Origin of the sequence: Janthinobacterium sp. GMG2 (assembly GCF_033949445.1) — a bacterium.
GTDB lineage: Bacteria > Pseudomonadota > Gammaproteobacteria > Burkholderiales > Burkholderiaceae_D > Janthinobacterium > Janthinobacterium aestuarii.
In genome coordinates this window covers 813,736-836,827 of record NZ_JAXAWA010000002.1, presented here as the reverse complement: position 1 = coordinate 836,827, position 23,092 = coordinate 813,736, and the positions used below count along the sequence as shown (strand labels likewise).

The 23,092-nt window shown below is 61.3% G+C and carries 22 protein-coding genes; 15 read left to right on the top strand and 7 right to left on the bottom strand.

Features of this window, described 5'->3' with window-relative positions; all coding sequences use genetic code 11:
- Positions 1–19: 19 nt before the first annotated feature.
- Positions 20–1,216: an FAD-dependent monooxygenase gene (locus SKZ59_RS09840; RefSeq protein ID WP_319991573.1), complete on the top strand. Its 1,197-nt coding sequence runs from the start codon at positions 20–22 to the stop codon at positions 1,214–1,216.
- 73 nt (positions 1,217–1,289) lie between these two features.
- Here SKZ59_RS09840 and SKZ59_RS09835 read toward each other — a convergent pair whose 3' ends face one another.
- From SKZ59_RS09835 to SKZ59_RS09825, 3 genes are all read right to left on the bottom strand, one after another.
- Complete coding sequence (locus SKZ59_RS09835; RefSeq protein WP_319991572.1) at positions 1,290–2,288, bottom strand: NADP-dependent oxidoreductase; 999 nt, start codon at positions 2,286–2,288, stop codon at positions 1,290–1,292.
- A 165-nt stretch (positions 2,289–2,453) separates the two neighbouring features.
- Complete coding sequence (locus SKZ59_RS09830) at positions 2,454–2,756, bottom strand: Dabb family protein (RefSeq protein ID WP_219328980.1); 303 nt, start codon at positions 2,754–2,756, stop codon at positions 2,454–2,456.
- 127 nt (positions 2,757–2,883) lie between these two features.
- Positions 2,884–4,062 (bottom strand): acetyl-CoA C-acyltransferase, encoded by a 1,179-nt coding sequence (locus SKZ59_RS09825; protein WP_034756118.1) that lies wholly within the window; start codon positions 4,060–4,062, stop codon positions 2,884–2,886.
- Positions 4,063–4,290: 228 nt separating this feature from the next.
- Between SKZ59_RS09825 and SKZ59_RS09820 the strand changes: the two genes are divergently transcribed.
- Positions 4,291–5,991: an MFS transporter gene (locus SKZ59_RS09820; RefSeq protein ID WP_034756115.1), complete on the top strand. Its 1,701-nt coding sequence runs from the start codon at positions 4,291–4,293 to the stop codon at positions 5,989–5,991.
- A gap of 88 nt (positions 5,992–6,079) precedes the next feature.
- Here the strand turns inward: SKZ59_RS09820 and SKZ59_RS09815 are convergent, their stop codons facing one another.
- Positions 6,080–6,283 carry a hypothetical protein gene (locus tag SKZ59_RS09815; RefSeq protein WP_070302494.1) on the bottom strand — a complete coding sequence of 68 codons (204 nt, stop codon included), beginning with the start codon at positions 6,281–6,283 and terminating at the stop codon, positions 6,080–6,082.
- Positions 6,284–6,399: 116 nt separating this feature from the next.
- Positions 6,400–7,338, bottom strand: coding sequence for a LysR family transcriptional regulator (locus SKZ59_RS09810; RefSeq protein WP_319991570.1), 939 nt, complete (start codon positions 7,336–7,338; stop codon positions 6,400–6,402).
- A 110-nt stretch (positions 7,339–7,448) separates the two neighbouring features.
- On the opposite strand from SKZ59_RS09810, the gene SKZ59_RS09805 reads away from it, so the two are divergent.
- The 3 genes from SKZ59_RS09805 to SKZ59_RS09795 all read left to right on the top strand — a co-directional run bounded on the left by SKZ59_RS09805 (position 7,449) and on the right by SKZ59_RS09795 (position 9,134).
- Positions 7,449–7,688: a DUF2798 domain-containing protein gene (locus SKZ59_RS09805; RefSeq protein ID WP_070302497.1), complete on the top strand. Its 240-nt coding sequence runs from the start codon at positions 7,449–7,451 to the stop codon at positions 7,686–7,688.
- A gap of 98 nt (positions 7,689–7,786) precedes the next feature.
- Positions 7,787–8,185 carry a VOC family protein gene (locus SKZ59_RS09800; protein WP_219328978.1) on the top strand — a complete coding sequence of 133 codons (399 nt, stop codon included), beginning with the start codon at positions 7,787–7,789 and terminating at the stop codon, positions 8,183–8,185.
- A gap of 100 nt (positions 8,186–8,285) precedes the next feature.
- Positions 8,286–9,134, top strand: a complete 849-nt coding sequence (locus tag SKZ59_RS09795; protein WP_319991569.1) for an alpha/beta hydrolase — start codon at positions 8,286–8,288, stop codon at positions 9,132–9,134.
- A 144-nt stretch (positions 9,135–9,278) separates the two neighbouring features.
- Here SKZ59_RS09795 and SKZ59_RS09790 read toward each other — a convergent pair whose 3' ends face one another.
- The gene (locus SKZ59_RS09790; protein ID WP_319991568.1) at positions 9,279–11,366 is read right to left on the bottom strand and encodes a 3-hydroxyacyl-CoA dehydrogenase NAD-binding domain-containing protein; all 2,088 of its coding nucleotides are present in this window, start codon (positions 11,364–11,366) and stop codon (positions 9,279–9,281) included.
- A 566-nt stretch (positions 11,367–11,932) separates the two neighbouring features.
- Between SKZ59_RS09790 and SKZ59_RS09785 the strand changes: the two genes are divergently transcribed.
- The 4 genes from SKZ59_RS09785 to SKZ59_RS09770 are packed head-to-tail and all read left to right on the top strand — an operon-like array spanning position 11,933 to position 16,492.
- Entirely contained in the window at positions 11,933–13,630 is a 1,698-nt protein-coding gene (locus SKZ59_RS09785; RefSeq protein WP_319991567.1) for a PAS domain-containing methyl-accepting chemotaxis protein, read from the top strand.
- 3 nt (positions 13,631–13,633) lie between these two features.
- The gene (locus SKZ59_RS09780) at positions 13,634–14,458 is read left to right on the top strand and encodes a protein-glutamate O-methyltransferase CheR (protein WP_319991566.1); all 825 of its coding nucleotides are present in this window, start codon (positions 13,634–13,636) and stop codon (positions 14,456–14,458) included.
- Entirely contained in the window at positions 14,455–14,979 is a 525-nt protein-coding gene (locus SKZ59_RS09775) for a chemotaxis protein CheD (protein ID WP_051991744.1), read from the top strand. Before SKZ59_RS09780 ends, SKZ59_RS09775 begins: the two co-directional genes overlap by 4 nt.
- Positions 14,966–16,492: a chemotaxis protein CheW gene (locus tag SKZ59_RS09770; protein WP_319991565.1), complete on the top strand. Its 1,527-nt coding sequence runs from the start codon at positions 14,966–14,968 to the stop codon at positions 16,490–16,492. The genes SKZ59_RS09775 and SKZ59_RS09770 overlap by 14 nt, the downstream gene beginning before the upstream one ends.
- Positions 16,493–16,497: 5 nt before the next feature.
- Here SKZ59_RS09770 and SKZ59_RS09765 read toward each other — a convergent pair whose 3' ends face one another.
- On the bottom strand, positions 16,498–18,150 hold the full coding sequence (locus tag SKZ59_RS09765; RefSeq protein ID WP_319991564.1) for a 3-(methylthio)propionyl-CoA ligase: 1,653 nt from the start codon (positions 18,148–18,150) through the stop codon (positions 16,498–16,500).
- A gap of 199 nt (positions 18,151–18,349) precedes the next feature.
- On the opposite strand from SKZ59_RS09765, the gene SKZ59_RS09760 reads away from it, so the two are divergent.
- From SKZ59_RS09760 to SKZ59_RS09735, 6 genes are all read left to right on the top strand, one after another.
- Positions 18,350–19,855: a protein adenylyltransferase SelO gene (locus SKZ59_RS09760; protein ID WP_413774548.1), complete on the top strand. Its 1,506-nt coding sequence runs from the start codon at positions 18,350–18,352 to the stop codon at positions 19,853–19,855.
- Positions 19,856–19,864: 9 nt separating this feature from the next.
- Positions 19,865–20,266 (top strand): peptide-methionine (R)-S-oxide reductase MsrB, encoded by a 402-nt coding sequence (msrB, locus tag SKZ59_RS09755; protein WP_034756083.1) that lies wholly within the window; start codon positions 19,865–19,867, stop codon positions 20,264–20,266.
- Positions 20,267–20,346: 80 nt separating this feature from the next.
- Positions 20,347–20,976 (top strand): septation protein A, encoded by a 630-nt coding sequence (locus SKZ59_RS09750; protein ID WP_219328973.1) that lies wholly within the window; start codon positions 20,347–20,349, stop codon positions 20,974–20,976.
- Positions 20,973–21,275 (top strand): BolA family protein, encoded by a 303-nt coding sequence (locus tag SKZ59_RS09745; RefSeq protein WP_235194306.1) that lies wholly within the window; start codon positions 20,973–20,975, stop codon positions 21,273–21,275. Before SKZ59_RS09750 ends, SKZ59_RS09745 begins: the two co-directional genes overlap by 4 nt.
- A 113-nt stretch (positions 21,276–21,388) precedes the next feature.
- Entirely contained in the window at positions 21,389–22,168 is a 780-nt protein-coding gene (locus SKZ59_RS09740) for a peptidyl-prolyl cis-trans isomerase (protein ID WP_034756076.1), read from the top strand.
- A 111-nt stretch (positions 22,169–22,279) separates the two neighbouring features.
- The gene (locus tag SKZ59_RS09735; RefSeq protein WP_319991562.1) at positions 22,280–23,056 is read left to right on the top strand and encodes a peptidylprolyl isomerase; all 777 of its coding nucleotides are present in this window, start codon (positions 22,280–22,282) and stop codon (positions 23,054–23,056) included.
- Positions 23,057–23,092: the final 36 nt, after the last annotated feature.

Here is a 23,092-nt window from a genome sequence, read left to right as displayed (position 1 = left end):
CAACCACGAAAGCTGTCATATGGAACAAACGAAGAAAATCCTGATCTGCGGCGGCGGCATCGCCGGCCCTGCGTGTGCCTGGTGGCTGACCAGGTACGGCTACTCCGTGGTGCTCGTCGAAAAGGCCGGCGCGCTCAGGGTCGGCGGGCAGAACGTCGATGTGAAGGACGCCGCGCAGCAGGTCATCAAGCGCATGGGTTTGAAGGAACAGGTCGAGGCACGCGACACGCTGGAATGCGGACAGAAGTGGCTCGACGCGGCCGGCAAGGTGGTGGCTGTTTTTCCCAAAGGTAGTATCGGTGGACTGACCTGCGATTTCGAAATCCTGCGCGGCGATTTCGCCCGTATTTTGTTCGATGCGACCCGCGGCACTTGCGAATACCGTTTTGGCACGTCCGTCAGCCGCGTTGAAGAGATTGAAAATGGTGTGCGGGCAACCTTTGCCAATGGCACGGCAGAGGACTTCGCGCTGGTGATCTGCGCCGACGGCGTGAGCTCGCCGACCAGAGACCTGGTGCTGGCCGCTGAAACGCGCATGCGTTACCTCGGCGCCTACATGGCGTTTTTCAACATTCCCCGGCGGCCGGAAGACGACTTCTGGGCCTGCTCCGTCAACGGCATAGGCGGTACGATGATCAATCTCAGGCCAGGTGGCTTGACGGAAACTACCGTGCTGATGACCTTTCCAGCCGCTGAGCCTGGCGTGCGGAGTCCGACGGCGCCGTCGCCGCGCGAAATGCTGCGTGCGGCGCTGGCAGGCCGGGGCAAGGTGGCCGATCGTATCATCGCCGAGCTGGATACCGTCCAGGACTTCTACTTCGGACCGATGAGCCAGGTGCAAGCATCGACCTGGTCAAAAGGCCGGCTGGTCTTGCTGGGCGATGCGGCGCACTGCCCGACGCCATTCACGGGCAAAGGCACGGCGCTGGCGTTGGTGGGGGCCTACGTGCTGGCAGGGGAAATCAAGAGGTGCGCGACCCACACCCAGGCTTTCCAGGCATACGAACGCATCCTTCGCCCGTATGCCGAGCGTACACAGCAGGAGCTCAGCCCTCGTCTCATCCGGCTCATGCACGTGCGGACGCGGCTCGGCATAGCCATCGCGCATCTGTTGCAACGGTGCGTCGGCAGCGCATTGATCCAGACGCTGTTGCAAGCGAACGCCAAGACCAGGGCGCGCAGGATCGACGAGGATTTCACGCTGCCGATCTATTGAAAGCATTGCTGTGCTACCGGGCGCAGCCGGGCAAGGAACTGGCGGCGCGCTCGGTCATTTCAAAACAGCCCGCTTACAACTTCACCAGCTGCTTGCCGAAGTTGCGCCCTTTTAAGAGGCCGATGAAGGCTTCCGGCGCGCTGGCCAGGCCATCGGCCACGGATTCGCGGAATTTCAGCTTGCCCGTCGCCACCAGGGAACCCAGTTCCGCCAGTCCCTGCGGCCAGAATTCCGGCTGCTCGGAAACGATAAAGCCGCGCACGGTCAGGCGGTTGGTGAGGATCAGGCGCGCATTGTCGAGCGGCGTCGGTTCGCCGTTGTAGCCGGCGATCCAGCCGCACACGGCCACGCGGCCAAACGCATTGGTACGCGCCAGCGCCGCATCGAAGATGGCGCCGCCCACGTTTTCAAAGATGGCGTCGATGCCGTCCGGCGTCGCCGCCGCCAAATCGGCCTCGAGATTGCCCGCTTTGTAGTCGACGCAGGCATCGAAACCCAGTTCCTCGACAACATAGCGGCATTTTTCCGCTCCGCCCGCGATGCCGACGACCCGGCAACCTTTCAATTTCGCCAGTTGGCCCACGACGCTGCCCACGGCGCCGCTGGCGGCCGACACGACCACGGTTTCACCCGACTTCGGCGCCATGATCTGGTTCAAGCCATACCAGGCCGTCATGCCCGGCATGCCGACGGAACCGAGGTAGGCGGATGCAGGAATGTGTGTCGTGTCGACCTTGCGCAGCATCGTCCCATCCGATACAGCCACTTCCGTCCAGCCCAGGGTACCCACGACCATGTCGCCCACGGCGAACTTCGGATGCTTCGACTCAAGCACCACGCCCACCGTGCCGCCGATCATCGTTTCATCAAGCGCCTGCGGTGCCGCATAGCTTTTATTGGCACTCATGCGCCCGCGCATGTAAGGGTCGAGCGACAGGTACTGGTTACGCACCAGCAACTGGCCATCCGTGATGGCGGGAATCTCTTGAGTTTCCAGGCGAAAATGTGCCGGCTGGACTTCCTCATTGGAGGCGGGGCGCGAGGCGAGGACGATGCGTTGGTAGGTGGTCATGAATGCTCCTGTCAATAAAGTTGATGACTACTATTGATATTCACGACACCGAACAAAACCGTAGCGAGCGGAAGGGAGAGGTGGTCGAGACGCGCAACCGTACTCTAGTACGGTGAGCATCGCAGGCCGCCTATACCGACGCGCAGTAGGTTTGGTTCGGTGTCACTACACTTCGTAGTCCATACATTGCCGCGCTTCGCGCACCGCCCCAAAGAACGGCTTGATTTTCACGTGCTCGGGATGGTTCTGGTAAGCATCGAGCGCTTCGCGGCTGGCGAACTCGCTGTACAGGACGATGTCGTAGGTCGCTTCCAGGCCCGGCTGGGCCACGGCGGCTTCGAATTTCAGGATGCCGGGCACCAGGCCGGAACAGGAATCGAGCAGAGCCTTGAGTTTCAAGGCGTTCGTGGCGCGGTCGGCGCCTTCGGCTTGGTCTTTGAGTTTCCAGAAAACGATGTGCTTGATCATGGTGGCAGGCTGCTTGTTTATTAATGAAGCATTACTGTAACCGCTATCGGCGCGCCTTGCAGGAACCGGGCGCGCAATGCAAACGGGCGGCTCTGGAAGCCGCCCGCAGACCGGGTTCACGCAAACATCACAGCACTTCGAACAGCCCTGCAGCGCCCTGCCCGCCGCCGATGCACATGGTCACGACCACGTATTTGACGCCGCGGCGCTTGCCTTCGATCAAGGCGTGGCCCGTCAGGCGGGCACCCGACACGCCGTACGGGTGGCCGACGGCGATCGCGCCGCCGTTGACGTTCAGGCGGTCCATGGGAATGCCCAGGGTATCGGCGCAATACAGCACTTGCACGGCAAACGCTTCGTTGAGTTCCCACAGGCCGATGTCGGCGACAGTCAAGCCCGCCTTTTTCAGCAGTTTCGGAATCGCGTAGACGGGGCCGATGCCCATTTCATCGGGTTCGCAGCCGGCCACGGCAAAGCCGCGGAAGATGCCCAACGGCTGCAAGCCTTTCGCTTCGGCCACTTTCGCATTCATGACGATGGCCATGGACGCGCCATCGGAAAACTGGCTGGCATTGCCTGCGCTGATGACGCCGCCAGGAATTGCCGGGCGGATCTTCGCCACGCCGTCATACGTCGTGTCGGCACGGATCCCTTCGTCGGCGGCAATCGTCACTTCGCGCGACACGAGCATGCCGCTGGCCTTGTCGGCCACGCCCATGATGGTGGTCATCGGCACGATTTCCGCGTCGAACAGGCCGGCTGCCAGGGCGCTTGCTGCGCGCTGCTGGCTTTGCGCGCCGTAGGCATCCTGGCGCTCGCGCGAAATCTGGTAACGCTTGGCCACGGTTTCGGCCGTCTGCAGCATGGGCCAGTACAGTTCCGGCTTGTGCTGCTGCAGCCAGACCTCGCGGTACATATGCGTATTCATTTCGTTTTGCACACAGGAAATCGATTCCACGCCGCCCGCCGCATAGATATCGCCTTCGCCGGCGATGATACGCTGCGCGGCCAGGGCGATGGCCTGCAAACCCGACGAGCAGAAACGGTTGACGGTCATGCCGGCCGTCGTCACGGGGCAGCCGCCGCGCAAGGCCACCTGGCGCGCGATATTGCCGCCTGTCGCGCCTTCGGGAAAGGCGCAGCCGACCAGCACGTCTTCCACTTCCTCCGCCTCGATGCGCGCGCGCTCGACGGCGGCCGCCAGCACGTGGCCGCCCAGGGTGGCGCCATGCGTCATGTTGAACGCGCCTTTCCAGGACTTGGCCAGGCCCGTGCGGGCGGTCGATACGATGACGGCTTCATTCATGCTGTGTCTCCTTGTGGGGATATTATTGGGTGGGGTATCTGCGGAATGAGAATAGCACATTTAAGTACGGTCGTTCGCAAAGTTCTGCCGGACTTCGATTTGTAAGCTTGGTGTAAGTTTCAAGCAAGCATGACGTAAGGTTCGGAGAACACACTCGCCTCCAGCTGTTGCAAGAATGGTCAAAAAGACCGCGGCACCAGTTCACTATAAAACATAGGGAGACAAACCATGGCATCACCATCCGGCTCGGCCGACGTACGGAAAACTTCGACCAAGGGAACGCCGATTACGCCCGAGGAACGCAAGGTCATCTTTGCGTCCTCGCTCGGCACCGTTTTTGAATGGTACGATTTTTATCTGTACGGTTCGCTCGCTTCCATCATCGCCAAGCAATTCTTCATCGGCGACCCCACCACCACCTTCATCTTCGCGCTGCTGGCCTTCGCCGCCGGCTTCATCGTGCGTCCATTCGGCGCGCTGGTCTTCGGCCGCCTGGGCGACATGATCGGCCGCAAGTACACCTTCCTGATCACCATTCTGATCATGGGCGGCTCCACCTTCATCGTCGGCTTGCTGCCGGGCCACGCGTCCATCGGCATCGCCGCGCCGATCATCCTCGTCTTCCTGCGCATCCTGCAAGGCCTGGCGCTGGGCGGCGAATATGGCGGCGCAGCCACCTATGTGGCCGAGCACGCGCCTGAAGGCAAGCGCGGCGCGTTCACGGCGTGGATACAAACGACGGCAACTTTGGGCTTCTTCCTGTCGCTGATGGTCATCCTGGGCACCCGCCTGGCGACCGGCGAGAAGGATTTCGAAGCGTGGGGCTGGCGCATTCCCTTCCTCGTCTCCGTCATCCTGCTCGGTATTTCCGTGTGGATCCGCCTGGCCATGAATGAATCGCCGGCGTTTTCCAAGATGAAGGCCGAGGGCAAGACCTCGAAAGCCCCGCTGACGGAAGCATTCGGCCAGTGGAAAAACCTGAAGATCGTCATCCTGGCCCTGATCGGCCTGACCGCCGGCCAGGCTGTCGTCTGGTACACGGGCCAGTTCTACGCCCTGTTCTTCATGATCCAGACCCTGAAAGTGGACCTGGCAACGGCCAACGTGCTCGTCGCCATCGCCCTGCTGCTGGCCACGCCGTTCTTCCTGTTCTTCGGCAGCCTGTCCGACCGCATCGGCCGCAAGTACATCATCCTCGGCGGCTGCCTGATCGCCGCGGCCACCTACTTCCCGATCTTCAACGGCCTGACCCACTTCGCCAACCCGCAGCTGGAAGCGGCTCTGAAGAACTCGCCAGTGGTGGTCGTGGCCGATCCCGCTTCCTGCCACTTCCAGTTCAACATGACGGGCACGAAGAAATTCCCATCGTCGTGCGACATCGCCACCGGCTTCCTGTCGAACAGCTCGGTGAACTACACGAAGGAAGACGCACCGGCCGGCAGCATCGCCAAGGTACGCATCGGCACGAAGGAATTCACGTCGTTTAACGCCGTCATGACGCCGGACGGCCTGAACTTCGATGCGGACAGCAAGGCCAAAGAAGTGGCGCTGAAGAAAGAACTGGGCGCCGGCATCAAGGAAGCGGGCTACCCTGCGAAAGCCGACCCGGACCAGATCAACAAGCCGATGGTCGTCTTGCTGCTGTTCATCCTGGTGCTGTACGTGACCATGGTGTACGGCCCGATCGCCGCCATGCTGGTGGAAATGTTCCCGACGCGTATCCGTTACACCTCGATGTCCCTGCCCTACCATATCGGTAACGGCTGGTTCGGCGGCTTGCTGCCGACCACAGCCTTCGCGCTGGTGGCTTTCAAGGGCGATATCTATTACGGCCTGTGGTATCCGATCGTCGTCGCCCTGGCGACTGTCGTGATCGGCACCCTGTTCGTCAAGGAAACGAAGGACAACAATATCTACGCCGACGACTGATACGGCGCAAGCCCCGGCCGCAAGGCCGGGGCCCGCAAAGCAAAACGCCGCTGACTGGTCAGCGGCGTTTTTTTATGTGCTTGCAAGCTTACTTGTCGCTCTTGCCCTTTTTCAGCTGGTCGCGCTGCTGCACGTATTCCTGGTAGCTGGTCTGGTTGCGCTTGCGGCAGGCATTGCGGTCGTCGAAATTATTGAGGCTGTTGCAATACTCGCCGATCTTGTCCCGGTTCGCGTCATACAGTACTTCGCAGCCGGTCATCGCCAGCAAGAAGGGAACGATCAGATATTTCATTGCTACTCTCATGGATAGGGACGGGATTGCGCGAAAAAACACCAGATTGCCCGCTGGATAAGCAAGCAGCTTTATCTTAACGCGATCCCGGCGGAAAGTACAAGCGCTCGGTATTACTAAATGGAAAGGATTCCCGGCGCAACGAGCTGACCGGCGCTGGCATCCTCGTTCAACAGCGGATTGCCGGCCGCGAACGCCGCCAGGTGCTCGAGCAGCACGCGCACGCGGGCCGGCAGGTAGCGCCGCTGCGTCCACACGGCATACACGTGGCGCGGCTGCGGCATCCAGTCGGGCAGGACGCGCACGAGGCTGCCGCTGGCCACTTCGTCGCGGCATTGCAGCAGTGGACACAGCAGGATGCCGATGCCTGCGTCGGCCATCTCCACGGCCAGGCGCATTTCATTGACGCGCAGGCGCGCCTGCGGTTCGATCACCATTTCGGCGCCGTCGCCGGGCCGGCGCAAGCGCCAGCTGCGCAGCGGCTCGGCCACGATCAGCTCGTGCTTTTCCAGTTCCTGCAAGTCGCGCGGCACGCCGGCGCGCGCCAGGTAGGCTGGCGCGGCCACCATCACCAGCGAAGCGCTGCCCAGCCGGCGCTGCATCAGCGAGGAATCGTCGAGCGCGCCAACGCGGATGGCCAGGTCGGCGCCGCTGCCCACCAGGTCTTGCAGCAGGTTCGACAGCTCCAGTTCCAGGCGGATGTCCGGGTACTGCTGCATGAAGCTGACCCAGGCCGGCGTCAGCAAGCCGCTGGCGAAGTTGACGGGCGCCAAGACGCGGATGCTGCCCGAGACGGCCGACAGGCTGGCGTCGAGCTGCTGCGTCGCTTGCCGCAAGGCGTGTACCAAGGGACGGCACTGCTCATAGTATTGCCAGCCTTCCGCCGTCGGCTGCAGGCGGCGCGCGCTGCGGTTGAGCAAGCGGTAGCCGAGCTGGCTTTCCAGCTTTTGCAGCCGGCGCGTGACGGTAGCGGCGGGCAAGTCTTCCTTGACGGCCGCCGCATGCAGGCTGCCCGCCTCGACAATGGAGACAAACAGGGCTAAATCATCAAGCATGATTCGTCGAGCATGATTGCATTTTCGGAATTTGAAATTAAAAATATGGCTCTAGTATAGATTGCTGCAAGTTGTTACGCTGCCATATCTTCACCATTTGAAAGTGCTCCATGTCCGAAGCCCTGCGTTTGCGCTGCGTATTTGCCTTCCTGATGTCGCTGCTCATGACCCTGCTGATGAGCGCCTGGGTCACCTGGCTCAATATCGGCCTGCAGGCCGATTTCCTGCCCCGCTGGCGCCATGCCTTCTTTGCCGCCTGGCCCGTGGCCTTCTGCGCCGTGATGCTGTTCGCCCCCCGCGTGCAGCTGATGAGCCGCAACATCGTGGCCCGGCTCGCCAGCAGCGCTTGACCGGCAGTCGTCCGCCGGCAGTACCACTCGGTCACTCCCGCCCACGGCCGCCCTGATCCGGGCTATGCTATAGCCGTCTTCTTTACTGCGGAGTGCCCATGCTCGATCACGTTTCCCTAACCGTCAGCGACCTGGAACGCGCCGAGCGCTTCTACGACGCCGTCTTCGCCGCGCTGGACGTGCCCAAGGTGGGCAGCGACCACGCCAACGCCTGGATAGGCTACGGCGAGCGCAGCGACGCGCAGCATCCTGAGCGCAGCTACTTTTCCGTGCGACTGGGCCCGCAGCCCGACGACGCGCCGCGCCGCCATTGCTGCTTCAAGGCTTCCTCGCGCGCGGCCGTGGAAGCGTTCTGGCAGGCGGGTCTGGCGCATGGCGGCATCGACTTGGGCGCGCCCGGACTGCGCCACTATCACGCCAGTTATTACGCGGCCTTTTTGTTCGATCCGGACGGCAACCGCATCGAAGCCGTCTGCCATCGCGCCGACGCCGGCTGACAGGACGGGAAACCCGGCTCTGTTCGGCATTTCCACTTCGGGACGATTTGCCTATAATGGCTGGCACGCCATACCGGTCCGTGAACAAAGAAGGAGATTCATGCATCATCTATTCGTCGGCCGCCCCGCGCGCACCATGCTCCTCTCCAGCGCCGGCTTGCTGCTGGCTGGCTGTTTTTCCGGCTGCTCCCTGTTGCCATCCACGCCAGTCACGCCAGGTATTCCCGCCACCGCGGCCCTGCCCGACGCCAGCATCGCCTATACCCTGAGCGGCCAGAACGGCTTGCCCGTGGTCTTCCAGTCGGCCATGGGCGACGGCAAGGATGTGTGGGCCAAGGTCGTGCCCGAAGTGGCCAAGCAGCACCGCGTGCTCGTGTACGACCGCCCCGGCTACGGCGACAGCCAGAAAACCACCACGCCGCGCGATCCCTGCACCATCGCCGCCCAGCAGCGGGCCCTGCTGACGCAAGCGGGCCTGAAGCCGCCGTATGTGCTCGTCGGCCATGGCTTGGGCGGGCTGTACCAGTATGTGTATGCCAGGTTGTACCCGCAGGACGTGGCCGGGCTGGTCCTGCTCGATCCCACGCACCCGCAGCAGTGGAACCGCCTGCAGACGGACGCGTCCACTTACGCCATGCTCGTCAAAACGCGGCGTAAACTCATGTTCAACAGTACGGAATCGACCGAATTCGATGCCCAGACGCAGTGCCTGCAGCACGTCGACATGAGCAGCCCGCTGCGCGTGCCCGCCATGCTTCTGGTGCGCGACAAGTTCGGCATCGAGGAAATGGGTTCGTTCGAGAACGTGGTGCGGGCCCAGGAAAAGGATTGGCAGCGCCTGTCCGGCGCACCCGCCATCGAGCGCATCACGGGCGCCGGCTATTACATCCAGAAAGACAACCCCGTCATCGTCAACGAGGCGGTCAAGATGGTGGCGAAGAAGAAGTAAACATGCTTGCTGGCGTCCGTGGTGGTGTCGGATTACGCGCTTGCGCGCTAATCCGATCTACCCGGCTCTTGAGCCCTCGTAGAGGCGTAGGTCGAATTAGCGCGGCAAAGCCGCGCGTAATCCGACAATATTGTTGGCGTCGGCTTAGCTATTAAACCCCTTGCCCTCGCCCGCCAGCTTCACCAGCAGCGGCGCCGGCGTCCACGCTTCGCCGTGGCGGCCCTTGGCGTAGCCGGCAATCGTGTCGAGCACGTTCGGCAAGCCGACCGTGTCCGCATAGAACATCGGGCCGCCGCGGAACAGCGGGAAGCCGTAGCCCGTCAAATACACCATGTCGATGTCCGAGGCACGCAAGGCGATGCCCTCTTCCAGGATGCGCGCGCCTTCATTGACGAGCGCATACACGAGCCGTTCGACGATTTCCTGGTCGCTGATCTTGCGCCGCGCCACGCCGATGTCGGCGGAGTGCTGGATGATCATGGCGTTGACCTGCTCCGACGGATACGCCTTGCGGTCGCCCGGCTTGTAGTCGTACCAGCCGGCGCCCGTCTTCTGGCCATAGCGCCCCAGTTCGCACAGCAGGTCGGCCGTCTTCGAATACGTGACGTCCGGTTTTTCCACGTAGCGGCGCTTGCGGATGGCCCAGCCGATGTCATTGCCGGCCAGGTCGCCCATGCGGAACGGGCCCATGGCGAAGCCGAATTTCTCGACCGCCTTGTCGACCTGTTCCGGCAGGCAGCCTTCTTCCAGCAGGAAACCGGCTTGGCGGCTGTATTGCTCGATCATGCGGTTGCCGATGAAGCCGTCGCACACGCCCGAGACGACACCTGTCTTCTTCAGCTTTTTCGACAGCGCCAGCGCGGTGGCCAGCACGTCCTTGCCCGTTTCCTTGCCGCGCACGATTTCCAGCAGTTTCATGACGTTCGCGGGGCTGAAGAAATGCGTGCCGATGACGTCTTGCGGGCGTTTGGTGAACGCGGCGATCTTGTCCAGGTCCAAAGTCGATGTGTTCGAGGCGAGTATGGCGCCCGGCTTCATGACGGCATCGAGCTGTTTGAAGACGGTTTCCTTGACGCCCAGCTCTTCGAAGACGGCTTCGATGACGATGTCGGCTTGCGCAATGTCCGCATAGGCCAAGGTGCCGGAAACGAGCGCGATGCGCTGCTCGGCCTTCTCCTGCGTCAGCTTGCCCTTCTTGACCGTGTTCTCGTAATTCTTGCGGATTGTGGCCAGGCCCTTGTCCAGCGCTTCCTGTTTGGTTTCCAGCAAGATGACGGGGATGCCCGCGTTGGCGAAGTTCATGGCGATGCCGCCGCCCATGGTACCGGCGCCGACGATGGCCGCGCTGGAGATCGCGCGCACTGGCGTGTCGGACGGCACGTCGGGCACCTTGCTGGCGACACGCTCGGCAAAGAAGGCGTGGCGCAGGGCTTTAGATTCGGGCGACTGCACCAGCTGCATGAACAGTTCGCGCTCGTACTTCAAGCCGTCGTCGAATTTCATCGTCACGGCGGCCGCCACGGCATCGACGCATTTCAGCGGTGCGGGGAACGGGCCGGACATGGCTTTGACGGTATTGCGCGAAAACTGCAAGAACGCTTCGTGGTTCGGGTAGTCGACCTTGCGCTCGCGCACCTTCGGCAGCGGACGCACGTCGGCCACTTTCGTGGCGAAGGCCACGGCGGCGGCCAGCAAATCGGCGCCAGGCGCGATGACTTCGTCGAACAGGGCCGTGCCGGCCAGTTTTTCGGACGCGACGGGCGTGCCCGAGACGATCATGTTCAGGGCCATTTCCAGGCCCAGCACTCGCGGCAGGCGCTGCGTGCCGCCCGCGCCCGGCAAGATGCCGAGTTTGACTTCCGGCAAGGCCATCTGCGCGCCCGGTGCGGCCACGCGGTAGTTGCAACCGAGCGCCAGCTCCAGGCCGCCACCCATGCAAACGCTGTGGATGGCCGCCACGACCGGCTTGGTCGATTGCTCTACGACGTTGATCAGGGTGTGCAGAGTCGGTTCCGTGAGCGCTTTGGGCGAATTGAATTCCTTGATATCGGCGCCGCCCGAAAAGGCCTTGCCGGCGCCCGTGATGACGATGGCTTTGACGGTCTCGTCGGCCAGCGCCTGGCGGATGCCGGCCACGGCGGCCGTGCGCGTCGCCAGGCCCAGGCCATTGACGGGCGGGTTGGCCAGGGTAATGACGGCAACGGCGCCGTTCACTTGATATTCAGCACTCATGTCTCTTCCTTATTGATTTTTGCTCAGCGATGAGGTGGTTGCAAGGGATGAAGCTTCACTATACCGCATAAAAGAACGCTCGTATTATTTTTGTCGTGGCGCACCCGGCGCCAGCATGCTACGCCATGGTACAACATCGTTTGCGGAAAGATTCTGCTGCAAGCGGCAAGCTCTTGTAGAAGCTATCACTTGGATATTCATTTAAATAATAAAATAACAATAATAATAACAACGTTTTATTATGTAAAAGAATGGGTTTGTTATATGCCGACATGGGGCAATTACGACAGTTTTTACATTATTTATTCCCGCCCCTTGTTTTTCGCCAGACGCTGGGGAATAATAAAATTGTTGATTCAAATCAATACTCTACAATTTATCTACTAAAGGCAAACCGCAGGACGAACACTGGCGGCCGTTGATCGCGCACATTCTCACCGATTATCACCAGATGCCGGCAATGCAATAACATCGCCGCCTTAATCCCTGCCTTAAACCGATAGCGGAAAAAATAATAAATGCAGCATTATTGCCCCCATTCCTCTTCTCACCCCGAAGGAAATACTATGGACGCAGCCAGCCATGTCAGCCACTCGCAGGATCTGGACTTACAAGCGATAAATACTGCATTGAACCGTGTCCAGGCCGTCATCGAATTCGAGCTTGACGGCACCATCCTGCATGCGAATGACAATTTCCTGCGCGTCGTCGACTATACCCTGGCCGAAGTGCAAGGCAAGCACCACGCCATCTTCTGCGACCCCGAGTATGTCAAAACGGACGAATACAGCAACTTCTGGGCCAAGCTGGGACGCGGCGAATTCGACCAGGGCGAATACAAGCGCCGCGCCAGGGATGGGCGCGAGGTGTGGATCAATGCTTCCTACAATCCCATCCTCGACGCGGACGGCAAGCCGTATAAAGTCATCAAGTTCGCTACCGACATCACGGCCCTGAAAAAGCGCAATGTCGAATACGAAGGCAAGGTCAGCGCCATCGGCAAGGCGCAGGCCGTGATCGAATTCGACATGCAGGGCAATGTGCTGGACGCCAACGACAATTTCCTTGCCGTCATGGACTACGACTTGAGCGATATCCAGGGCGAGCACCACCGCATGTTCTGCGAACCCGAGTATGCCAGCAGCACCGAGTACAAGAAATTCTGGCAAAAGCTCAACCGCGGAGAATTCGACGCGGGCCGCTACAAGCGGCTGGGCAACCATGGCAAGGTGGTGTGGATACAGGCCACCTACAACCCCATCCTGGACCTGAACGGCAAACCGTATAAAGTGGTCAAGTTCGCCATCGACATCACGGACCAGGTGAACCTGGAAAACAGCATCCAGGCCAAGGCCGCCAACGACAGCCGCAAGGTCAATGCCCTGCTCGACTCGGTGGCGCGCGCGGCGCAAGGCGATCTGACCTGCAATATCGTGCCCGAAGGCAGCGAACCGATCGACCTGCTGGCCGGCGGCATCAGCAAGATGATCGTCGACTTGCGCGGCGTGATCGGCAACGTGGTGTCGGCGGCCAACGGCTTTGCCGACGCGTCGAACGCCATCGCCGAACGGGCCACGGGCGTGGCCGTGGGCACGCAGGCGCTGGGCGCCACGGTGGAAGAAATGAACGCCTCCATCGACGGCCTGACGTTTTCCATCAATTCCATCGCGGAAAACACCTCGAACGCCGATTCCCTGGCGAAAGCCACGCAGCAGGAAGCGGAAGCGGGCGCGCGCGCCGTCGCCAAGTCGATCGAGGCGATGGACTTGATCAACCGCTCGTCGGAAGACATCGGTGAAATCGTCAAGGTCATCAGCGAGATCGCCAACCAGACCAACATGCTGGCCTTCAACGCGGCCATCGAGGCGGCGCGCGCGGGCGAGCACGGCCTGGGCTTTTCCGTCGTCGCCGACGAGGTGCGCAAGCTGGCCGAGCGCTCGTCGCAGGCGACCAAGGAAATCTCCAAGCTGATCAACGAATCCGTCAAGCGCGTGTCGACAGGCAGCGAGATTTCACGCCAGGCCAGCGACGCCTTCGACAAGATCGTCTCGGGCGTGGCGAAGACCACCCTGGCCATTTCCGACATCTCGAAGGCGGCCAACGAGCAGCTGCTGACGGCGCGCGAAGTGTCCACTGCCATCCAGTACATCGCCGAGGAAACGGAAAAGTCGGCCGCCAACTGCGACAGCATCGCCCGCTCGACCGATGGCTTGAACGAGCGCGCAGGCAGCCTGAACCAGACTGTCTCCGGCTTCGTGGTGTAGGCGATGAGCCACGCGGCCACCTTGACGCCCGAGGTGCTGACGACCCTGATCGCGCTGGTACGCCAGCACACGGGCATCGCCATGACGGCGCGCAAGAGCGTCTTGCTGGAACGGCGTTTGCAGCCACGGCTGCAGGCGCTGTCCCTGCACAGCTACCAGGCTTACCTGGAGCGCGTGGCCAGCGACCGCGACGAGGTGGCCCATTTCATCGACCTGGTGACCACCAACGACACGCTGTTCTTCCGCACGCCGCAGATCTGGGATTACTTCCGCGACCGCTACCTGCCCGCCTGGGCGCGCGCGCATCCGGATGGCTGCCTGGCCATCTGGTCGGCAGCGGCCGCCAGCGGCGAGGAGCTGTATTCGATCGCCATGCTGTGCGAGCAATTCAAGCTGCAAGCGCCGTCTTTCCGCTACCAGATCCTGGCCAGCGATATTTCGCAGCAGATCCTGGGCGCGGCGCGGGCCGGCCAGTATAGCGGGCGCTCCGTCGAGCGCATCCGCTTGTCGCACCCGGACTTGCTGCGCAAATATTTCACGCCAGCACCGTATGGCGTCAAGGTCAACGAGGAATTGCGGCAACATGTCAGCTTTGCCCAGCACAACCTGCTCGAAGCGCTGCGCCCGGCGCGGCAGTTCGACCTGGTGTTCCTGCGCAATGTGCTCATCTATTTCGATGCCGAACACCAGGAAACCGTGCTGCGCCAAGCGCGCCTGAGCCTCAAGGATGAAGGCCGGCTGATCCTGGGCGAATCGGAAACCATCACCCGCCTCGGCACCGGCTACCAATTCGAGTTTCCCATGATTTATAAGGCGGGTACCGCATGAGCATCATCATCGATCATCGCCTGCCGCTGCACCATGTCGGCATGGGCCAACTGAGCGTGGGCACGCACGGCGAGCAGCTGCAAGCCTTGCTCGGCTCCTGCATCGGCATCGGCTTCATCTGGAAGAATGGCCCATGCTGCGGCCTGGCCCATTGTTTGCTGCCGGAAGCGCCCGGCGCCGACAGCGCCCTTGGCGCGCGCTATGTGAGCCAGGCCGTGCCTTCGCTGCTGCGCCTGATGGGTGTGCGCCAGGCCGATTACCCCGATATCGACGTGGTGCTGGCGGGCGGCGCCAGCATGTTTGGTCCGCGCAACGGGCGGCTGCAGATAGGCCGGCAAAACGCGGAAGCGGCGCAAAAATACCTGGACCAGTGCGGCTTGCACGTCAGCTTTTGCGCGCTGGGCGGCCGCCACGGGCGCCAGTTGCTGATCGATTGCGCCCGGCACAGCTACGCCGTCACCGATGTGGTGGCGCAACCTGAATTGATTCCACGCAAGGAAGGCGCATATGGATATGCATGAAGCGACGGGCTTGCAAGCGCAGGGCACAAGCGACACGGCCACCGAACTGTTCGGCTCCTTCCACCTGGGCGGCGATGAATTCGCCCTGCCCGCCAGCTGCATCCGCGAAGTGGTGAACTATCCCGCGAAAGTCACCGCCCTGCCCCTGTCGCCCGTGTATCTGGAAGGCATGTTCACCTTGCGCGGCAGCGTCATCCCGGTGGTCAACCTGGGCCGCTTGTTCCGCGCCGATGCGCCACGCGCCATGGCCACGGACAAGATCGCCATCCTCGATTTCCAGCAAGTGCTGATCGGCATCGTCTTCCAGGATACGGGAGAGATCCTGCGCGTGCCCGCCAGCGCCCGCAGCGCCCTGCAATATGCGGCCGGCGACAGCCATGCCGTCATCGCCGGCACGATCCTGCTCGATGGCGGCGCGCGCCTGCTGCAGGTGCTCGACCCGCACGCCCTGCTGCGCATTGAAAACGTGCCCCATGTGCTAGCCCTGCAGGCAACGGGCGCCAAGCTGAGCACGGCCCGCTACCACGCGCAAAGCGAACGCCGCCAGTGCGTCAGCTTCCACGCGGCCGGCGCCACGTTTGCCTTCGAAATGCTGGCCATCCAGGAAATCATACGGGTGCCGGAACTGCACAGCTCCCTGCTGAATAGCGAGCTGTGCCTGGGGCGCATGCATTTCCGCGGCAGCCAGGTGGCCGTCGTCGACTTCGGCGCCCTGCTGCAGGCGCCCGCATCCGGCACGGCGGCCACGCTGGACCAACGCATCATCGTCGTGCGCCTCGAGGACACGACCGTGGGCTTCCTCGTCGACTCCGTCGACAGCATCGTGCATTTCTTTGGCGACGAAGTGCTGCCGATTCCCCTGCTGAGCAAGGCGCGCGCCGCCATGTTCGCCGGCTGCATCACGAAAGAGGGGCTGGGCGACATCATTTTCCTCGACCACAAGGGCATCCTGTCGCAGGCGGAAATTATCGAGATGCGCGACGGCCACGCGCGCCTGTATCCGGCCGACACGGACGCGAACACGGCCGCCACGCACAAGGCGCAACGCCGCGTCTACATCACGTTTACGGTGGAAACCCGCTTCGCCGTGGAAATCGGGCAAGTACGCGAAATCATTGATTTCAGCGGCGCCATCACGACGCCGCCGGGCATGCCGGCCTGCATGCGGGGCATGCTGAACCTGCGCCAGCAAATGATCAGCATCATCGACTTGCGCCAGCTGTACGCGATGCCGGCCTTGCCGGACGATAGCACCGGCAAGATATTGATCGTGGAACGGGGCGCCGAGCGCTACGGCTTTCTCGTCGACCACGTCGACAACATCATGACCATCTCCGACAGCCAGCGCTTTGCGGCGCCGCAAATCATCCGCACGGGAGAACATGAGGACTTGCGCAGCGAAATGGATGAGATGATCGATATCGGCACGGATGCGCAGCGCCAGACCCTGTCCGTCTTCCAGTGCGACCATCTGCTGGAAACGCTGGGGGCGGCGCTGCCGCAGGCGGCCTAGCTTGCTTACATCCCCGGCAGCCGGTGCCCCTTGAACTGCTCGCGCAGCTTGTTCTTCTGGATCTTGCCCGTGGCGCCCATGGGCAAGGCGTCGATAAACAGCACGTCGTCGGGTGTCCACCACTTGGCGATCTTGCCCTCGAAAAATTGCAATAGCGCTTCGCGCGTGACCGTCATGCCGGGGCGCAGCACCACGACGAGCACGGGGCGTTCGTCCCATTTCGGGTGGAACACGCCGATGCAAGCCGCCTGCAGCACGGCCGGGTGCGCCATGGCCAGGTTTTCCAGGTCGATGGTGCCGATCCACTCGCCACCCGACTTGATCACGTCCTTGCTGCGGTCCGTGATCTGCATATCGCCGTCCGTGTCGATGGTGGCCACGTCGCCCGTGGGGAACCAGCCATCCTGCAATACGTCGCCTCCCTCATTCTTGTAATACGCGGAAATGATCCACGGCCCTTTCACCAGCAGATGGCCATACGCCACGCCATCCCACGGTAATTCCTTGCCATCGTCGTCGACGATCTTCATGTCCACGCCGTAGATCGCATGGCCCTGCTTTTGCAGGATCTTGCGCTGCTCGTCCTTCGGCAAGTCCAGGTGCTTGGTCTGCAAGCCGCCGGCCGTGCCCAGCGGCGACATTTCCGTCATGCCCCAGGCGTGGATGACTTCCACGTCGAACTTGTCGATCAGGGTATCCATCATGGCTGGCGGACACGCCGCGCCGCCGATCACCGTGCGGCGGAAGGTGGAAAATTGCAGATTATTCTGCAAGGCATGGTTGAGCAGGCCCAGCCAGACAGTGGGCACACCGGCCGAGAACGTCACTTTTTCCGCCTCGAACAGTTCGTACAGCGACTTGCCGTCCAGCGCCGCGCCGGGAAACACCATGCGCGCGCCGGACAGGGGCACGGAATACGGCAAGCCCCAGGCATTCACGTGGAACATGGGCACGACGGGCAGCACGGTGTCCGAAGCGCGCACGTTCAGGGCGCTGGGCATGGCTGACGCGTACGCGTGCAGCACGGTCGAGCGGTGCGAATACAGGGCGCCCTTGGGGTTGCCCGTCGTGCCCGACGTGTAGCACAGGGTAGCGGCCGAATTCTCGTCGAACAGGGGCCACGTGTAGTCGTCGGAATGCGTGGCGATCAAGTCTTCATAGCACAGCAGATCGGGGATCGTGCTGGTGGCAGGCATGCGTTCGCGGTCGCACATCAGCACGAAATGGCGGACGAAGGTGCAGTCGGCGGCGATCTTTTCCACCACGGGCAAAAAGGTCAAATCAAACAGCAAGACCTGGTCTTCCGCATGATTCGAGATATAGGCGATCTGGTCGGGAAACAGGCGCGGATTGATCGTGTGCAGCACGGCACCCGAGCCGGACACGGCATAGTACGCTTCCAGGTGGCGGTAGCCATTCCAGGCCAGGGTGGCGACGCGGTCGCCCATGCCGACACCGAGGCCATGCAAGGCGTTCGCCAGCCGGCGCGCGCGCTGGTGGCAATCGCGGTAGGTATAGCGGTGCATATCGCCCTCGACCCGCCGCGAAATGATTTCGCTGCCCCCATAATGACGCGCTGCAAACTCGATAATGCTGGAAATCAGCAGGGGCTGATTCATCATCTGGCCCATCACTGGACTCAAGGGGAATGCCGACATCGTGTCTCCTGGGTTGGATACTTGCTTATTGTTGGAAATTAAAGATTTTCCCTAGTTTCGTACGGTCGTGCGGAAATCGTCAACGCATTTCGATATTGCGACGCAGCATGGAATTTTCGGTTCCGTTTTTTGCCGTGCGGATACCCACTACCGCGCCCGCCACGCGCCTTGGCGCTGTGCGGTAAAATCGCATTCCAGGCTGGCGCACCGTGCCGCCACCTCTTATTTGACTGGAATTGCCATCACCGCTCATACCTTACCACTGGATAACGCCTTTGCGGCCTTGCCGCCCGCGTTCTATACGCGCTTGATGCCCACGCCCCTGCCCGCCCCGTATTTCGTGGCCGCCAGCGCGCCAGCCGCGGCCCTCATCGGCCTCGATGCGGCGCACCTGGCCGAACCCGACTATGTGGCGCTGCTGAGCGGCAATGCCGTGGCCGAGCGTTCGATGCCCCTGTCGGCCGTGTATTCGGGCCACCAGTTCGGCGTCTGGGCCGGCCAGCTGGGCGACGGCCGCGCCATCCTGCTCGGCGATATCGCCACGGCTGATGGCCCGATGGAACTGCAGCTGAAAGGCGCCGGCGCCACGCCGTATTCGCGCATGGGCGATGGCCGCGCCGTGCTGCGCTCGTCCATCCGCGAATTCCTGTGCTCGGAAGCCATGGCGGCGCTGGGCGTCCCCACGTCGCGCGCACTGTCCATCATGGGTTCACAGCAAGGCATCATGCGCGAAACCGTCGAGACGGCCGCCGTCGTCACGCGCATGGCGCCCACTTTCGTGCGCTTCGGCTCGTTCGAACACTGGTTTTACCGCAAGCAGCCGGACGAGCTGAAAATCCTGGCCGATTACGTTATCGATGGTTTTTATCCCCATTTGCGCGCCGCATCAAATCCATATCAAGCCTTGCTGGCCGAAGTGTGCGTGCGCACAGCGCACATGATTGCGCAGTGGCAAGCCGTGGGCTTCATGCATGGCGTCATGAATACGGACAATATGTCGATCCTGGGCCTGACCCTCGATTACGGCCCCTTCGGCTTCATGGAAGCGTTTGACGCCGAGCACATCTGCAACCATACGGACCAGCAAGGCCGCTATTCCTATGCCAACCAGCCGCAGGTGGGCCACTGGAACTGCTATGCGCTGGGCCAGGCCCTGCTGCCGTTGATCGGCGAAGTGGCATTGGCGCAGGCGGCGCTGGACAGCTACCAGCCCGCTTTTGCGGAGAAGATGAATGCCTTGCTGCGTGCCAAGCTGGGCTTGCAAACGAGCCAGGACGACGATACGCAGCTGTTCGACAGCATGTTTGCGCTGATGCAAGCCAATCACGTGGATTTCACGAACTTCTTCCGTGCCCTGTCGACACTGCAGGTGGCCGCGCCCGAGCACGACACCGTGCTGCGCGACATGTTCATCGACCGCCCCGCCTTCGATACGTGGGCGGCACAATACCGCGCGCGCCTGCGGCAGGAGCACAGCGTTGATGCCGAGCGGCAAGCAGCGATGAACCAGGTCAACCCGAAATACGTGCTGCGCAACTACCTGGCGCAAGTGGCCATCGAGAAAGCCCAGCAGCAGGACTACACGGAAGTGGCGGCATTGCTGGAAGTTTTGCAAAAGCCATTTGACGAACAGCCCGAACACCAGCACTATGCGGCCCTGCCGCCCGACTGGGCCAGCCACCTTGAAGTCAGTTGCTCATCCTGAGGAGTCATTATGACCACGAATAAAGTCAAGAAAACCGACGCCGAATGGCGCGCCATGCTCGATTCGATGCAATACGAAGTCACGCGCCACGCGGCCACGGAACGGGCCTTCACAGGCAAGTTCTGGGACCACCATGAACATGGCGTCTACACCTGCGTCTGCTGCAACACCCCCCTGTTTGCCTCGGACACCAAGTTCGACTCGGGCTGCGGCTGGCCCAGCTATTTCCAGGCACTCGACCCGGCCAACGTGACGGAAATCGTCGACCGCAGCCATGGCATGGTGCGCACGGAAATCGTCTGCGCCGTCTGCGACGCCCACCTGGGCCACGTCTTCCCGGACGGCCCGCCGCCGACCGGCTTGCGCTATTGCATCAATTCGGCATCGCTGCGCTTCGATCCGCAACCGTGAGACACTGGAATGGCGGGCGGGCATCTTGCTCCTAAGCCATTCCTAAGATGAATGTAACAAGACCCGTGTAAAGTCTCGCCATGAAATTTCTATTCGACCTATTCCCCCTGATCGCCTTCTTCGCCGCCTTCAAGCTGGGCGGCATGTATGAAGCGGCCACGCACGATTTCGTGCAGCAATATTTGTCCGGCTTCGTGTCAGGCGGCTTGATCAAGGCCGACCAGGCGCCGTGGATACTTGCCACCCTCGTCGGCATCGTCGCCACCGCCTGCCAGGTCAGCTATCTGCTGCTGCGCGGGCGCAAGGTGGACGGCATGCTGTGGCTGTCGCTGTTCATCTTTGTCGTGTTCGGCGGCGCCAGCATTTACCTGCATGACGATTTCTTCCTGAAATGGAAGCCGACCCTGATCTACTGGCTGTCCGGCCTGGCCCTCTTGATCGCCCACGTGGGTTTCAAGAAAAACCTGATCCGCAAGACCATGGAAGCGCAAGTGCAATTGCCCGAAGTTGTGTGGAACCAGCTGCTTGCCGCATGGATCATCTTCTTTGGCGCCATCGGCGCACTGAACCTGTTCGTGGCCTTCGTGCTGTACAAGGGCGACATGGCCGCCTGGGTCAGCTTCAAGGCGTTTGGCGCGACGGGCATCTTCTTTGCCTTTATCGTGGCGCAAACCCTGTTCCTGGCCAAACATATCAAGGAAGACGCATGATGAACTCCACCACTGAAAACACCGCGCCGGAAACGCGCATGCAGCGCATTCGTACCCGCCTGGAAACGGCACTTTCCCCTCTGGAATGTGTGCTGGAAGATGACTCGGCGCGCCACCGGGGCCATGCGGGCGCCGCCTCGGGCGGAGGCCATTACAATCTACGCATAATTTCTAGTCAATTTGAAGGGCTCAGGCTCGTCATGCGCCATCGACTGGTGTATGATTCCGTGCACGATATGATGCATAATGAGATACATGCATTGGCGATTGTGGCCCTGGCGCCGTCCGAAGTAGTGTAAGGACGGCGTTTTTGGCGTACCGGGGCAACTTGGTATGCCGTTTGCCGCAAGCGCCATGCACGCGTTTTCTTCCCATGCGTTTTTTACGAAACTTTCCCTAACAGGATTTAATAATGACTTTTAAGCCAGCCCGCTTGCTGATCGCACTACTCGCCGTTGTCGCGGTACCTGTTTTTGCGCAAAATGTTGCCGTTGTTAATGGCAAGCCTATCCCATCGTCGCGCGTTGATGCAGTCGTCAAGCAAGTCGTCGCCCAAGGCCAGCAACCGGATTCGCCGCAACTGCGCGAAATGATCAAGAAAGACTTGATCGGCCGTGAAGTGCTGATGCAAGAAGCGGAAAACAAAGGTTTCGGTAAAGATGCAGCAGTCAAGCAGCAAATCGAGAACGCACGCCAGGCCATCGTCATCAACGCCCTGGTCGGCGACTACCTGAAAAAGAACCCGGTCAACGACGCTGAAATCAAGGCCGAATACGACAAGTTCGTGGCCCAGACCGGCGACAAGGAATACCACGTGCGCCACATCCTGGTCGGCACCGAAGCGGAAGCGAAAGACATCATCGCCAAGCTGAAAGGCGGCGCCAAGTTCGAAGATCTGGCCAAGCAATCGAAAGATACCGGTTCAGCCGACAACGGCGGCGACCTGGACTGGGCAGCCCCATCGTCGTTCCCGAAAGTATTCTCGGACGCCTTCGTGAAACTGCAAAAAGGCCAGGTCACCGACACCCCGGTGCAAACGCCTAACGGTTTCCACGTGATCAAGCTGGACGACACCCGCGCGGCAAAACTGCCGACCCTGGAAGAAGTCAAGCCACAGATCGCCGAAGCGCTGCAGCAAAAGAAACTGCAAGCGTATCAGGAAGAAATGATCAAAAAAGCGAAAGTTCAGTAAGAACTGACCTCCCCGGCGCCCTTTTCGGCGCCGGTCGTGTATTCTGCGCCTGAATGCGCACTGCGCGACAGCCGCGCGTATCGATTTTTAGTATATTTATTAGGAATGAACATGATTTTGAAGCCAGCCCGTTTGATCTTAGCCCTGGTCGCCGTTGTAGCGATCCCTGCGTTCGCGCAAAACGTCGCCACAGTGAATGGCAAGGCCATCCCGTCGTCGCGCGTTGACCAGGTCGTCAAGCAAGTCGTCGCCCAAGGCAAGCAAGCGGATTCTCCGCAATTGCGCGAAGCCATCAAAAAAGACCTGATCGGCCGTGAAGTGCTGATCCAGGAAGCCGACAAGCAAGGCTACGGCACGCGTCCGGAAGTCAAGTCGCAGATCGACAATGCCCGTCAAAGCATCATCATCAACGCCCTGCTGGCCGACTACGTCAAGAAGAACCCTGTCAAGGATGCTGAAATCAAGGCCGAGTACGACAAGTTCAAGGCACAAGCGGGCGACAAGGAATACCATGCACGCCACATCTTGGTGGCCACCGAAGCGGAAGCGAAAGACATCATCGCCAAGCTGAAAGGCGGCGCCAAGTTCGAAGAACTGGCGAAAGTATCGAAAGACGGTTCCGCAGCCAATGGCGGCGACCTGGACTGGGCCAGCCCAGCTTCGTACGTGAAGCCATTCTCCGACGCCATGGTTGCTTTGAAACCAGGCCAGGTCACGCAAACGCCAGTGCAATCGCAATTCGGTTTCCACGTGATCAAGCTGGAAGAAACCCGTCCGACGAAGCTGCCGGCACTGGAAGAAGTCAAGGGTCAAGTGGCCGAGTCGCTGCAACAGAAGAAACTCGCCGCTTACCGCGATGACTTGATGAAGAAAGCAAAAATCCAGTAATATCGGATGAAGATGAAAAGGCGCTCCACGGAGCGC

Excerpts from the sequence above, each read along its gene's own strand:
- SKZ59_RS09840 (WP_319991573.1), top strand. The coding sequence starts at position 20 with ATGGAACAAACGAAGAAAATCCTGATCTGCGGCGGCGGCATCGCCGGC.
- SKZ59_RS09835 (WP_319991572.1), bottom strand. The coding sequence starts at position 2,288 with ATGACCACCTACCAACGCATCGTCCTCGCCTCGCGCCCCGCCTCCAAT.
- SKZ59_RS09830 (WP_219328980.1), bottom strand. The coding sequence starts at position 2,756 with ATGATCAAGCACATCGTTTTCTGGAAACTCAAAGACCAAGCCGAAGGC.
- SKZ59_RS09825 (WP_034756118.1), bottom strand. The coding sequence starts at position 4,062 with ATGAATGAAGCCGTCATCGTATCGACCGCCCGCACGGGCCTGGCCAAG.
- SKZ59_RS09820 (WP_034756115.1), top strand. The coding sequence starts at position 4,291 with ATGGCATCACCATCCGGCTCGGCCGACGTACGGAAAACTTCGACCAAG.
- SKZ59_RS09815 (WP_070302494.1), bottom strand. The coding sequence starts at position 6,283 with ATGAAATATCTGATCGTTCCCTTCTTGCTGGCGATGACCGGCTGCGAA.
- SKZ59_RS09810 (WP_319991570.1), bottom strand. The coding sequence starts at position 7,338 with ATGCTTGATGATTTAGCCCTGTTTGTCTCCATTGTCGAGGCGGGCAGC.
- SKZ59_RS09805 (WP_070302497.1), top strand. The coding sequence starts at position 7,449 with ATGTCCGAAGCCCTGCGTTTGCGCTGCGTATTTGCCTTCCTGATGTCG.
- SKZ59_RS09800 (WP_219328978.1), top strand. The coding sequence starts at position 7,787 with ATGCTCGATCACGTTTCCCTAACCGTCAGCGACCTGGAACGCGCCGAG.
- SKZ59_RS09795 (WP_319991569.1), top strand. The coding sequence starts at position 8,286 with ATGCATCATCTATTCGTCGGCCGCCCCGCGCGCACCATGCTCCTCTCC.
- SKZ59_RS09790 (WP_319991568.1), bottom strand. The coding sequence starts at position 11,366 with ATGAGTGCTGAATATCAAGTGAACGGCGCCGTTGCCGTCATTACCCTG.
- SKZ59_RS09785 (WP_319991567.1), top strand. The coding sequence starts at position 11,933 with ATGGACGCAGCCAGCCATGTCAGCCACTCGCAGGATCTGGACTTACAA.
- SKZ59_RS09780 (WP_319991566.1), top strand. The coding sequence starts at position 13,634 with ATGAGCCACGCGGCCACCTTGACGCCCGAGGTGCTGACGACCCTGATC.
- SKZ59_RS09775 (WP_051991744.1), top strand. The coding sequence starts at position 14,455 with ATGAGCATCATCATCGATCATCGCCTGCCGCTGCACCATGTCGGCATG.
- SKZ59_RS09770 (WP_319991565.1), top strand. The coding sequence starts at position 14,966 with ATGGATATGCATGAAGCGACGGGCTTGCAAGCGCAGGGCACAAGCGAC.
- SKZ59_RS09765 (WP_319991564.1), bottom strand. The coding sequence starts at position 18,150 with ATGTCGGCATTCCCCTTGAGTCCAGTGATGGGCCAGATGATGAATCAG.
- msrB (WP_034756083.1), top strand. The coding sequence starts at position 19,865 with ATGACCACGAATAAAGTCAAGAAAACCGACGCCGAATGGCGCGCCATG.
- SKZ59_RS09750 (WP_219328973.1), top strand. The coding sequence starts at position 20,347 with ATGAAATTTCTATTCGACCTATTCCCCCTGATCGCCTTCTTCGCCGCC.
- SKZ59_RS09745 (WP_235194306.1), top strand. The coding sequence starts at position 20,973 with ATGATGAACTCCACCACTGAAAACACCGCGCCGGAAACGCGCATGCAG.
- SKZ59_RS09740 (WP_034756076.1), top strand. The coding sequence starts at position 21,389 with ATGACTTTTAAGCCAGCCCGCTTGCTGATCGCACTACTCGCCGTTGTC.
- SKZ59_RS09735 (WP_319991562.1), top strand. The coding sequence starts at position 22,280 with ATGATTTTGAAGCCAGCCCGTTTGATCTTAGCCCTGGTCGCCGTTGTA.